The organism is Streptomyces sp. NPDC054847 (genome assembly GCF_053610925.1).
Genome location: NZ_JBSGZJ010000209.1, coordinates 1 through 11863, shown reverse-complemented (window position 1 = coordinate 11863; position 11863 = coordinate 1). Strand labels below are relative to the sequence as shown.

The following is an 11863-nucleotide window of genomic DNA, read 5'->3' as shown; positions in this document are numbered from 1 at the left end:
GCATCCCTTCCCCCGACCCCCGGAGCCCTTCATGGGACGTTATGTGATCCGGCGTCTGCTGCAGATGGTCCCCGTCTTCTTCGGCGCCACACTGCTGATCTTCCTCATGGTCAACGTGATGGGCGACCCCATCGCCGGCCTGTGCGGCGAGCGGCGGTGCGACCCATCGACGGCCGCACAGCTGCGCAAGGAGTTCGGGCTCGACAAGCCCGTGTGGCAGCAATACGCGACCTACATGGGCAACGTCTTCACCGGGGACTTCGGCACCGCCTTCAACGGGCAGGAGGTCACCGAGCTGATGGGCGAGGCCTTCCCCGTCACGATCAGGCTCACCCTGGTGGCCGTCTTCTTCGAGATCGTCATCGGCATCGCCCTCGGCGTCGTCACCGGCCTGCGCCGCGGCCGGCCCGTGGACAGCGGCGTGCTGCTGCTCACCCTCGTGGTCATCTCGGTGCCGACGTTCGTGACCGGTCTGCTGCTCCAACTGCTGCTCGGCTACAAGTGGGGCATCATCGACCCGTCGGTCTCCACCGACGCACGGCTCGACGAACTGATCGTCCCCGGCCTGGTGCTCGCCTCCGTCTCGCTGGCCTACGTCACCCGGCTGACCCGCACCTCCATCGCGGAGAACAGCCGCGCCGACTACGTGCGCACCGCCAAGGCCAAGGGCCTGCCCAGGAGCCGGGTCATCCGCAAGCACCTCCTGCGCAACTCCCTCATCCCGGTGGTCACCTTCATCGGCACCGACGTCGGCGCCCTCATGGGCGGTGCGATCGTCACCGAACGGATCTTCAACATCCACGGCGTCGGCTACCAGCTCTACCAGGGCATCCTGCGCCAGAACACGCAGACCGTCGTCGGCTTCGTCAGCGTTCTCGTCATCGTCTTCCTGGTGGCGAACCTGCTGGTGGACCTCTTGTACGCCGTCCTGGACCCGAGGATCCGGTATGCCTGAGCCGCAGCAGAATCCGCACTTCGACGACCCGGGGCACTCCGCCGTCGCGGCCACCGGAGCGGGCGGGGCGGCCAATCTCGCGATGGCGGAGGGAGAGACGCTGGAGAAGGCTCCGGGGCCCGACGGCACCGGCCCCGCCGCCAGACCGCGCAGCCTCTGGTCCGACGCCTGGCGGGACCTGCGACGCAACCCCGTCTTCATCGTCTCCGCGCTCGTCATCCTCTTTCTGGTCGTCATCTCCCTGTGGCCCTCGCTGATCGCCTCCGGCAACCCCCAGAGCTGCGATCTCGCCAAGGCACAGGAGGGCTCCCAGCCCGGCCATCCCTTCGGCTTCAACGGGCAGGGCTGCGACGTCTACACCCGTACGGTCTACGGCGCCCGGGCCTCGGTCACCGTCGGCGTGTGCGCCACCCTCGGTGTGGCGCTGTTCGGCTCCGTGCTCGGCGGTCTCGCCGGCTTCTTCGGCGGGGCCTGGGACGCCGTCCTGTCCCGGCTCACCGACGTCTTCTTCGGCATCCCCGTGGTGCTCGGCGGCCTGGTGCTGCTGTCCGTCATCACCAGCAGCACGGTCTGGCCCGTGGTCGGCTTCATGGTGCTGCTCGGCTGGCCGCAGATCTCCCGCATCGCACGCGGCTCCGTCATCACCGCCAAACAGAACGACTACGTGCAGGCCGCCCGCGCCCTCGGCGCCTCCAGCTCACGGATGCTGCTGCGGCACATCGCCCCCAACGCGGTCGCACCGGTCATCGTCGTGGCCACCATCGCCCTGGGCACCTACATCTCGCTGGAGGCGACGCTGTCCTTCCTGGGCGTCGGGCTCAAGCCGCCGACCGTCTCCTGGGGGATCGACATCTCGTCGGCCTCCCCGTACATCCGCAACGCCCCGCACATGCTGCTGTGGCCCGCCGGAGCGCTGGCGATCACGGTGCTGGCCTTCATCATGCTCGGCGACGCGGTACGCGACGCCCTCGACCCCAAGCTGCGCTGACCGCCCAAGGAGCCGCCATGCCCGCCACGTCCTACGAGGCCGTGATGTCCGCGGAACCGGACACGCCAGGCCGTCTGCTCGACGTACGCGACCTGCACGTGGAGTTCCGCACCCGCGACGGCGTGGCCAGAGCCGTCAACGGCGTGAACTACACCGTCGACGCGGGCGAGACGCTCGCGGTGCTGGGCGAGTCGGGGTCGGGCAAGTCCGTCACCGCCCAGGCCGTCATGGGCATCCTCGACATGCCGCCCGGCAGGATCACCGGTGGCGAGATCCTCTTCAAGGGCCAGGACCTGCTGAAGATGCGGGAGGACGAACGGAGGAAGATCAGGGGCGCGGGAATGGCCATGATCTTCCAGGACGCCCTGTCCTCCCTCAACCCCGTGCTGAGCGTGGGGGACCAGCTCGGGGAGATGTTCATCGTCCACCAGGGCCTGTCCCGAAAGGACGCGAAGGCCAGGGCCGTCGAGCTGATGGACCGGGTCCGCATCCCCGCGGCCAAGGAGCGCGTCGGCCAGTACCCGCACCAGTTCTCCGGCGGGATGCGCCAGCGCATCATGATCGCGATGGCCCTCTCGCTGGAGCCGGACCTGATCATCGCCGACGAGCCGACCACCGCGCTCGACGTGACCGTCCAGGCACAGGTCATGGATCTGCTGGCCGAGCTCCAGCGCGAACTGGACATGGGACTGATCCTGATCACCCACGACCTCGGCGTCGTCGCCGACGTCGCCGACAAGATCGCGGTGATGTACGCCGGGCGGATCGTGGAGACCGCGCCCGTCCACGACATCTACCGGGCGCCCGCCCACCCCTACACCAAGGGCCTGCTCGAATCGATCCCGCGCCTGGACCAGAAGGGGCAGGAGCTCTACGCCATCAAGGGCCTGCCGCCCAACCTGATGCACATCCCGCCCGGCTGCGCCTTCAATCCGCGCTGCCCGATGGCCCAGGACGTGTGCCGGACCGACGTACCGCCGCTGTACGAGGTGAACGAGCAGCGTGGCAGCGCGTGCCACTTCTGGGAGGCGGCGATCCATGGCTGAGGCGATCCTCGAGGTGCGCGACCTGGTCAAGCACTACCCGCTCACCCGCGGCATCCTCTTCAAGAAGCACGTCGGCGCGGTCAAAGCGGTCGACGGCGTCGACGTCGACCTGTTCGCGGGGGAGACCCTCGGCATCGTGGGGGAGTCGGGCTGCGGCAAGTCCACGCTCGCCAAGATGCTGGTCCACCTGGAGCGGCCCACGGCGGGCGCCATCCGGTACAAGGGCGAGGACATCACCAAGCTGTCGGGGCGTGCGCTCAAGGCCGTGCGCCGCAACATCCAGATGGTGTTCCAGGACCCGTACACCTCGCTCAACCCGCGGATGACGGTCGGCGACATCATCGGCGAGCCGTACGAGATCCACCCCGAGGTGGCCCCCAAAGGCTCCAGCAGGCAGAAGGTCCAGGAGCTGCTGGACGTCGTCGGGCTCAATCCCGAGTACATCAACCGCTATCCGCACCAGTTCTCCGGCGGCCAGCGCCAGCGCATCGGCATCGCCCGCGGGCTCGCCCTGCGACCCGAGGTCATCGTGGCCGACGAGCCGGTCTCCGCTCTCGACGTGTCCGTCCAGGCACAGGTCATCAACCTGCTCGACAAACTGCAGAGCGAGTTCTCGCTCAGCTATGTGTTCATCGCCCATGACCTGTCGATCGTCCGGCACATCTCCGACCGGGTCGGCGTCATGTATCTGGGACGGATCGTGGAGATCGGCCGGGACGCCGAGATCTACGACCACCCCACGCACCCCTACACCCAGGCCCTGCTCTCCGCCGTGCCCGTGCCCGACCCGCAGGCGCGCGAGCACCGGGAGAGGATCATCCTCACGGGGGACGTGCCGTCGCCCACCAACATCCCCTCGGGCTGCCGCTTCCGCACCCGCTGCTGGAAGGCTCAGGAACGGTGCGCGCGGGAGGTCCCGCTGCTGGCCGTGCCACCGCACCTGGAGCAGGTGGAAGGGCCGGCGCGGCACCCGTCGGCATGCCATTTCGCGGAGGAGAAGCATGTGGTGCCGAGCGGCCCGGCATCCGGCGACGGCGGCGCCGGGAGTGCGAAGTCCCTGTGAGGGTCCGCCAGTTCATTTAACACCGGCGCAACTCGGGCGTCGCAGGTCCGATATACGGACGCCTCACACTGAGGAACGTACGGCCGTGCGGGTGCCGTAGACCGGCCGGGACCGCGCCATGCGGACCCGGCCGGTCCTCCCGTGCCGTGGCGCCGGTTGTCCGGAACTGTCCGGTCCCCGCCTTGTCCGGCCCCTGGCCCCGATGCAGGATCGTCGATGTGACTCTTACGCGGGGGGCCAGGATCACGGGAGCGGCGCTGTGCGGCGTGCTCGCCCTGATCACGGGAGCGTGGATCGTCAGGGACGTCTCGGTGTCCGGCGGGCTCGAGGGCCTGTGGCGCTACTGGGCCTCCGACCCCCGGCGGGAGTGGAGGATCGCCCCGCAGGCCACCTCGCCCCTCGACGGCACGCTCCTCGCCGTGTACGCGGGTGTCGGTGTCGCCGTGCTGCGCTCGTCGGTGGCGGCGTCCGCGCTGGTCGCCGCCGCGGTGTTCACCCTCGCCGTCCGGCTGCCCAGCCTGTGGGTCCTGACCGCCTCCTGGGCGTACCTCCAGCCCACCGACTCGATACGCACCCGGGCGCTGTTCAGCACCTTCGCCGTGCTGGGGCTGGCCGTCGGGCTCGTCATCACGGCCGTGGCGGGACGGCGTCCGGCCGAGGCGGGCCACGACGACGGCCCGCGCGCCGCACGGCAGCGCCGGACGCCCACCAGGCCGACCGTCGTGGTGGCCTGGCTCTCCGCCGCGTTCCTGCTCCTGGAGGCCGCCCTGGTCACGGCCTGGCAGTTCCGCTTCGGCTACCAGGTCGGGGCAGAGGTGTACCTCGACAGCCTGGTGGGCGGCGAACGGGTCGGGCAGCGGCTGCTGGCGCCGCCCTCGGGCTGGCTGGCCGCCACGACCGTCGTCCTCGGCCTCACGGCGGGCGTGGGCCTGCTCGCCAGGGCCGTGTTCTCCCGCCCGCTGGGAGCCGTCCTCGCCGTGGCCGTGACCGCCTCCGGAGCGGTCGGCGTGGACGCCGCCGTCCGGCTGCGGCTCCTGGAGCACTTCGGGCAGGCGCCGCTGGAGTACCAACTGCTCGTCGCGACCTCGCTGTTCGAGCTGGTGGCGGGACTCCTGCTGATCGTCCTGCTGACGCGTCGCGGCGAGGGCGGCCCGGCGGGCGGGCCGGACGGCGCGTACGGGCCGCCGTCGGGTTACGGGTATCCGCAGCCCGCTTCCGGTTACGGCTACCCGCCGGCCCGGCCCGGTTACGGGTATCCGCCCTCCGCGCCGCCGGGGTACGGCTACCCCGGGCCGGCCGCACCACCCGGTTCACCGTCCGGCGGCGGGTTCGGTCCGCCGCCGCCGTCGTCACCGCCGCCGAACTGGTAGGCCCTGGTTCACCCGAGGCCCAGCGAGCGCTTCAGGAAGTCGACTTGGAGCAGCAGCAGGTTCTCCGCGATCTGCTCCTGCGGCGTCATGTGCGTCACACCGGTCAGCGGCAGCACCTCGTGCGGCCGGCCGGCGGCCAGCAGCGCCGACGACAGCCGCAGCGTGTGGGCCATCACCACGTTGTCGTCCGCCAGCCCGTGGACGATCATCAGCGGCCGCGCCGGGCCCTCCGCGGACGTCAACCCGGCGTCGGTGACCAGCGAGTTCGCCGCGTACGCCGCGGACTGCGCGTCCGGGTCGCCCAGATACCGCTCCGCGTAATGGGTGTCGTAGAGCCGCCAGTCGGTCACCGGGGCGCCGGCCACCGCCGCGTGGAAGACGTCGGGACGGCGCAGCACCGCCATCGCGGCCAGATAACCGCCGTACGACCAGCCGCGGATCGCCACCCGGCCGAGGTCGAGCGGGAAGGATCCGGCCAATGACCGCAACGCTTCGACCTGGTCGTCCAGCGTCGGCGTGAAGTCGCCCACGACCGCCTTCTCCCAGCCGGGGGAGCGCCCCGGAGTGCCCCGGCCGTCGGCCACGACCACGGCGAAACCCTGATCGGCGAACCACTGCGAGGTCAGATAGGGATTGTGCGCCGCGAGCACACGCTGGCCATGAGGGCCCCCGTACGGGTCCATCAGGACCGGCAGCGGACCGTCCGACTCCCGGTGGCCCGCCGGCAGCAGCACCGCGCACGGGATCCGGCGGGCGCCCGCCTCGGTCAGCGTCGGCCGGGCACGCAGCACCGGCTGCTCGGCGTGCGAGGCCACCACCGCGATCTGCTTGCCGTCCCTGAGGACCTGGACGAGGGCGCCGCTGACGTCCGTACGCGACGAGGCCAGGACCGTCACCCCGCCGCCGCGTACCGCCGCGTGCACCCCGGGGCCGTCGGAGACGCGCTCGACGCCCAGCTCGTTCACCCGGTACACATGGACCTCGCCGGTCTCCGGCTCCGCGGAGTCCGCACCCGCCGACGCCGAGACCAGCACATCGCTCTCGCTGATGTCGACCACCGCGCGCAGGTGCAGTTGCGCGCCGGTCAGCACCCGGTCGCCGACGGCGAGCACCCGTGCTCCGCCCTCGTCCGCGATGCGCACCAGCCGTCCGCCGCCGAAGCCCTGCTCGTAGGACGACTCGGGGGCCCAGGCGGGGACGCCGGAGAAGAGTTCCAGCCAGGCGTCGTCCTCGTCCACGTGCACCGTACGGGTCGTGCCGGACTCCGGGTCCACGGCCAGATACAGCTGGGTGCGCTGGTCCCGTGACTGCACGAGCAGCAGCGGAGGGCCGGCGGAGGACCAGTGCACCCGCGCCAGATAGGGGTAGCGCCCACGGTCCCAGGTCACCTCCGTGCGGTTGCCGTCCAGCGCGACGAAGAACAGCCGGACGTCGGCGTTGGGCGTCCCCGCGGCCGGATAGGCGACCTTCGAGGGCTCCCGGTCCGGATTCGCCGGATCCGGGATCCACCAGCGCCGCACGTCCCGCTTGTCGGCGCGGGCGACCAGCAGCCTGTCCGAATCCGGTGACCACCAGAAGCCGCGTGAACGGCCCATCTCCTCGGCCGCGATGAACTCCGCGAGCCCGTAGGCGGTGTGCTCGTCCTCCGGCTCCGCGAGGGCACGGTCGCCGTCGCCCTCCGCGCCCGTCACGCGCAGCGCGCCGCCGGCCACGTACGCCACGAGCCGGCCGTCCGGCGACGGCCGCGGGTCGAGCACCGGCCCCGGCGTGGGGAGTTCACGCGCGGTCCCGGCCCGCAGCTCCGCGGTGAACAGCCGCCCCGACAGGGTGAACGCCGCCAACTCGACGGCCCGGTCCACGGCGTAGGCGACGATCCCGGCCGATCCTTCCCTGCTGCGTTCGCGCCGTGCCCGCTCCTCGGCGGAGAGCTCCTCCGCCGAGCCGCCCAGCAAGTCCCGCGGATCGGCGGCCGGCCGCTCCTGCGGTGGGCCGTGGCCCTCGAGATCGAGTACCCACAGCAGTCCTGAACGGTCCGTTCCGGAGGCCGAGCGCAGAAATACCACGCGTGAACCGTCAGGCGACACCGTGAAGGCGCGGGGGGCGCCCAGCGTGAAGCGCTGCGTCCGCGCGGACTGACGCGGGAAGGAGAGCGGTTGCGTCGACGTCATGCGACCGAACCTTAGGGGGTGTGCGCCCCCATGTGCTGCCGTGCACCGATCGATGCGCAGGCACGGATAGTTATGATCCGTAGCGCAAGGTGGGTATGAACCTCCTGGCACATGTCCTGGCACATGCAACCGGCCCGTCCCGGCCGAATATCTGTGGAGGTGAACCGCCGTGGCACTCTCGATTTCGGCGGTGGTGCTGCTGGCGATCGTCGTCTTCCTGCTGATCCGGAAAGCCGGGCTGAAGGGGGGACATGCGGCGGTCTGTGTGTTGCTCGGGTTCTACCTCGCCAGTTCGTCGGTCGCGCCGACCATCACCGAGCTGACGACCAACGTCGCGGGGATGCTGGGGGGCATCAAGTTCTGACCGCCCGTTCTAGGGTGTCCTGTATGAAGGATTTCCCCGACCGCCGTCTGCTCCTCGTGCACGCGCATCCGGACGACGAGTCGATCAACAACGGCGCCACCATGGCCCTGTACGCGGCGGCCGGCGCCCAGGTCACGCTGGTGACCTGCACCCTCGGAGAGGAGGGCGAGGTCATTCCGGCCGATCTCGCCCATCTCGCTCCGGACCGGGAGGACCGGCTCGGCCCCTACCGGGCCGGGGAGCTGGCCGCGGCCATGAAGGAGCTCGGCGTCACCGACCACCGCTTCCTCGGCGGACAGGGGCGCTTCCGGGACTCCGGGATGATGGGGCTCGAGCAGAACCACCGAGAAGGGGCGTTCTGGAGCGCGGACGTGGACGAGGTCGCCGCGCATCTCGTCGAGGTCGTCCGTTCGGTGCGTCCGCAGGTGCTGGTGACGTACGACCCCGACGGGGGATACGGGCACCCCGACCACATCCAGGCCCATCGTGTGGCCATGCGCGGCGCCGCCCTCGCCGCCGAACCCGGCTTCCGGCCGGACCTCGGAGCGCCCCACTCGATCGCCAAGATCTACTGGAACCGCGTCCCTCGCTCGGTCGCCGAGGAGGGCTTCGCCCGGCTGCGTGCCGCCGGGGCGGACTTCTCCGGTGTCGCCGCCATCGGTGACGTCCCCGGTGTCGTGGACGACGCGGAGATCACGACCGAGATCGACGGCACCGCGTACGCGGACCGCAAGGCGGCCGCGATGCGGGCGCACGCCACCCAGATCGTGGTGGACGGACCATTCTTCGCACTCTCCAACGAACTGGGGCAACCTCTCTTCTCCACCGAGTACTACCAGTTGGTGGCCGGGGAGCCGGGAGCTGAGCCCGGGGAGCGCGAGCACGACCTTTTCGCGGGGGTTTCGTCATGAGCGGTGGCAGTCGGGCCGGCGGGAGCCGTGCCCACAGCGGCGGGGCCGGCGGGAGCAGCGGTGGCGCCGGTGGCGGGAGCGCGCCCGGGTCCTGGCTCACCCGTTCCCCGAAGCCCCCGAGGCCCGGCCGCCTCGTGGCGTACCTCGCCCTGGTGATCCTCGGAGCGGTCGTCGGCACGGCCGGCTCACTCGTCCAAGCGGCATGGCTCCCGGGCGGATTGGTGCTGGCTCTGCTCGCCTCCGCCGGCCTGTTCATCGGCTCGCGGCGGGCGACCGGCTCCCAGCTCGGCGTGGCCTGCGCCGCCGTCGGCTGGCTCGCGGCGATCGTCGTGCTCAGCACCGGTCGGCCCGAAGGGGACGCCATGTTCGGGGCCGGGATCGGCCCGCTCGTCTTCATGCTCGGCGGCATGGCGGTCGCTGTGATGTGTGCCACCATGTCGCGGGCGCCGCAACCGGGCGGCGGCTCCGGCCGACTTGGCGGGTAGGACAACGCAGGACCCCAGCAAGCACCCGGTGCGACCGGCCCCCTAGGGTGGGTCGACCCACGGAGTGGGAAGCCGTCGAACTGACCATGCCCGTACGGTCGGCGGAAGGCCGCTTCCCACAGTCCCGGGGTGTTCGTCGGCGGCGGCCAGTATGGTGGTGCGCGCCGCCGAGCCGCCCGCAGCAGTAGCTATCCAGTAAGAAACGGGCGGCGAAGCCAACCGGGAGAACCTGCTTTGAGTCGTGAAACTGACAGTTCGTCCTCCGGCCCCCAGGGGCGCGGTGGAGCCGCGTACCCCTCCGGGACACCGCCGTACGGATCGCGCCAGTATCCGTCACTGCACCCGCAGGACGCTCCGGAAGAGGCCGCGGAAGCCCCGGAGCAGCAGCCGGAAGAGCCCAGGACCGAGACGACGCTGACGACGCGAATCCGGATCAACATCCCGGGTTCCCGGCCGATCCCTCCGGTCGTGATGCGTACGCCGATGAGCGACGTCGACGCCCGGCCCGCCTCCGGCGGGACCGGCACGTCGGCCGGCACCCGTGCGTCCGGCGGGACCGGTTCCTCCGGTTCGCCGAGTGCGTCGCGCGGTTCGGGCGGCGCGGGTACCGCGGAGCGGGAGAGCGAGCGCACGGGCAGCACACCGCGCCCCGGAACTGCTCGCGAGACGTCAGGGCCGTCGGGACCGGCGGCCGAGGAGAAGCCCGCCACCAGCGACTGGTTCGCCCCGCGCAAGCCGGCCGCGGGTGCGACACCGGCGGCCGGTACGCCGACGCCGGGCGCGGCCGCGCAAGGTACGCCGGGTGCGGGCGGCGGCCCGGGACCGTCGTCGGCGCCGGGGAGCGGCCCCGCCGGCAACGGCGGTGCGGGCGGTCCCGGTCCGGGCGGTGCGGGGTCCGGTCCGCGTTCGGGCCTCGCCGCCCTCGCGGAGCAGGCGGATTCCCCCGGCGCCCCCTCCGGACCCCCGGCCCCTCGTTCCGGCACGTCCGGTGGCCCCGGTGCGCCCGGACAGGGCAACGGGTTCGCCCCCGGCCGCAACACGCCTCCGCCGGGCGTCCGTCCGCCCGGCGCGCCGGACCGGGACGGCGGACCCACGGGCCCGACGTCCGGCCCGGCCACGGGCAGCATGCCGCTCGGCGCGCGCCCCGGCGCACCGGTGCCCGGCGTCAACCCGCCCCGGATGTCCGACGACACGGCGGTGCTCACCCCGCAGAGGCCCTCGCCCGAAGGCGACGGCGGTCACGGCCATGTCTCCGGTGACACGCTCACCAGCGGCATCCCGGTGGTCCCGGGCGGCGGGCACCGCTCGCCCTTCCCGCCGCCGGGCGGACTGCAGACGGGCCCGGGGACGGGTCCCAACCCGCTCCTGTCCCGGCCCGGCCCGCAGGCCGGTGACGGTGACTTCTCCGTCCCGGAGTTCCCGGCCGGTCCGGGCGGCTCCGGCGGCCCTGCCGTGCCCGGCCCCTCGGCCGATCCGGCTGCCCGGCCCGCTCCCCGGCCCGCGCCCGCGCCGGCCAAGAAGGGCCGCTCCAAGCTGGTGCTCGTCGGGGCCGGCGTGGTCGGCCTGCTGGGCATCGCCTACGGCGCCGGGCTGCTGCTGAACCACTCCGACGTGCCCAAGAGCACCACGGTCCTCGGCGTCGACATCGGCGGAGGCACCAGGGACGAGGCCGTCAACAAGCTCGACGCCACGCTGGGCGAGCGGGCCAAGGCGCCGCTGCAGCTCTCCGTGGGCGGCAAGAAGGCAGAACTCCACCCGGACAAGGCCGGCCTGTCCCTGGACAGCCAGGCCACCGTTCGCGCCGCCGCGGGCAGCGACTACAACCCGGTCTCCGTCATCGGCTCGCTCTTCGGCGGCGAGCGGGTCGCGGAGCCGGTGATCGTCGTCGACGAGGAGAAGCTGAGCGTCGCCCTCGCCGACCTCGCGGGCAGCGCGGGGACCTCCAGCGACGGCACGATCCGCTTCGAGCCCAACAAGGCCGTCGCCGTGCCCGGGAAGCCCGGGGAGACGCTGGACGTCGGCCGCTCCATGATCTCGGTCAAGGACGCCTACCGCGCCCAGGTGCAGACAGGCAAGCCGGACCTGGTCGAACTCCCGGTCGCCACCCGGCAGCCGACCATCACCCAGGCCGAGCTGGACCGGGCGATGAAGGAGTTCGCGGAGCCCGCGATGTCCGGCCTGATCACGATCAAGGCGGGCGGCAAGTCGATCCAGTTCGGCCCCGCGAAGTCGCTGCCGAAGATCCTCTCCATGAAGCCGATCGACGGCAGGCTGGTCGAGGTCTACGACAAGAAGGCGATCGAGCAGCTGCTCGAGGGTGTCTTCGACGGCATCATGATCACCAAGGGCGACGGCAAGAAGCACGAGGTCTCGGCGGACGACGTGGCCCAGGCGATGGGCCCGGCGCTGCGCGGCAAGACCCCGGCGGAACGCACGGCGGTCATCGAGCTCGACCCGAGCTGAGCCACCGGCTCCTCACGGCTCAGGTGGCCCCTCGCCCGGCAGGGCGAGGG

The 11863-nt window shown here is 71.9% G+C and carries 10 protein-coding genes; 9 read left to right on the top strand and 1 reads right to left on the bottom strand.

All coding sequences use genetic code 11. The features are described from left to right. The first annotated feature begins 31 nt into the window (after nt 1–31). The 5 genes from ACWGH4_RS20725 (at nt 32) to ACWGH4_RS20705 (ending at nt 5422) form a co-directional block, all read left to right on the top strand. Entirely contained in the window at nt 32–955 is a 924-nt protein-coding gene (locus ACWGH4_RS20725; RefSeq protein WP_453462882.1) for an ABC transporter permease, read from the top strand. Further along, complete coding sequence (locus tag ACWGH4_RS20720) at nt 948–1943, top strand: ABC transporter permease (RefSeq protein WP_453462876.1); 996 nt, start codon at nt 948–950, stop codon at nt 1941–1943. Before ACWGH4_RS20725 ends, ACWGH4_RS20720 begins: the two co-directional genes overlap by 8 nt. A gap of 44 nt (nt 1944–1987) precedes the next feature. Then, on the top strand, nt 1988–2989 hold the full coding sequence (locus ACWGH4_RS20715; RefSeq protein WP_453462879.1) for an ABC transporter ATP-binding protein: 1002 nt from the start codon (nt 1988–1990) through the stop codon (nt 2987–2989). After that, entirely contained in the window at nt 2982–4052 is a 1071-nt protein-coding gene (locus ACWGH4_RS20710) for an ABC transporter ATP-binding protein (protein WP_453462873.1), read from the top strand. The genes ACWGH4_RS20715 and ACWGH4_RS20710 overlap by 8 nt, the downstream gene beginning before the upstream one ends. A 218-nt stretch (nt 4053–4270) precedes the next feature. After that, nucleotides 4271–5422: a hypothetical protein gene (locus tag ACWGH4_RS20705; RefSeq protein WP_453462870.1), complete on the top strand. Its 1152-nt coding sequence runs from the start codon at nt 4271–4273 to the stop codon at nt 5420–5422. An 8-nt stretch (nt 5423–5430) separates the two neighbouring features. Here ACWGH4_RS20705 and ACWGH4_RS20700 read toward each other — a convergent pair whose 3' ends face one another. Continuing rightward, nucleotides 5431–7590: a prolyl oligopeptidase family serine peptidase gene (locus ACWGH4_RS20700; protein WP_453462867.1), complete on the bottom strand. Its 2160-nt coding sequence runs from the start codon at nt 7588–7590 to the stop codon at nt 5431–5433. Nucleotides 7591–7759: 169 nt separating this feature from the next. Here ACWGH4_RS20700 and ACWGH4_RS20695 point away from each other — a divergent pair, with 169 nt between their 5' ends. The 4 genes from ACWGH4_RS20695 to ACWGH4_RS20680 all read left to right on the top strand — a co-directional run bounded on the left by ACWGH4_RS20695 (nt 7760) and on the right by ACWGH4_RS20680 (nt 11813). Next, nucleotides 7760–7954, top strand: coding sequence for a hypothetical protein (locus tag ACWGH4_RS20695; protein ID WP_005312422.1), 195 nt, complete (start codon nt 7760–7762; stop codon nt 7952–7954). A gap of 23 nt (nt 7955–7977) precedes the next feature. Further along, nucleotides 7978–8865, top strand: a complete 888-nt coding sequence (mshB, locus tag ACWGH4_RS20690) for an N-acetyl-1-D-myo-inositol-2-amino-2-deoxy-alpha-D-glucopyranoside deacetylase (protein ID WP_453462864.1) — start codon at nt 7978–7980, stop codon at nt 8863–8865. Further along, nucleotides 8862–9350 carry a DUF6113 family protein gene (locus ACWGH4_RS20685; RefSeq protein ID WP_453462861.1) on the top strand — a complete coding sequence of 163 codons (489 nt, stop codon included), beginning with the start codon at nt 8862–8864 and terminating at the stop codon, nt 9348–9350. The genes mshB and ACWGH4_RS20685 overlap by 4 nt, the downstream gene beginning before the upstream one ends. 234 nt (nt 9351–9584) lie before the next feature. Then, nucleotides 9585–11813, top strand: coding sequence for a hypothetical protein (locus tag ACWGH4_RS20680; RefSeq protein WP_453462858.1), 2229 nt, complete (start codon nt 9585–9587; stop codon nt 11811–11813). The last annotated feature ends 50 nt before the right edge of the window (nt 11814–11863 follow it).

Excerpts from the sequence above, each read along its gene's own strand:
- ACWGH4_RS20725 (WP_453462882.1), top strand. The coding sequence starts at position 32 with ATGGGACGTTATGTGATCCGGCGTCTGCTGCAGATGGTCCCCGTCTTC.
- ACWGH4_RS20720 (WP_453462876.1), top strand. The coding sequence starts at position 948 with ATGCCTGAGCCGCAGCAGAATCCGCACTTCGACGACCCGGGGCACTCC.
- ACWGH4_RS20715 (WP_453462879.1), top strand. The coding sequence starts at position 1,988 with ATGTCCGCGGAACCGGACACGCCAGGCCGTCTGCTCGACGTACGCGAC.
- ACWGH4_RS20710 (WP_453462873.1), top strand. The coding sequence starts at position 2,982 with ATGGCTGAGGCGATCCTCGAGGTGCGCGACCTGGTCAAGCACTACCCG.
- ACWGH4_RS20700 (WP_453462867.1), bottom strand. The coding sequence starts at position 7,590 with ATGACGTCGACGCAACCGCTCTCCTTCCCGCGTCAGTCCGCGCGGACG.
- mshB (WP_453462864.1), top strand. The coding sequence starts at position 7,978 with ATGAAGGATTTCCCCGACCGCCGTCTGCTCCTCGTGCACGCGCATCCG.
- ACWGH4_RS20685 (WP_453462861.1), top strand. The coding sequence starts at position 8,862 with ATGAGCGGTGGCAGTCGGGCCGGCGGGAGCCGTGCCCACAGCGGCGGG.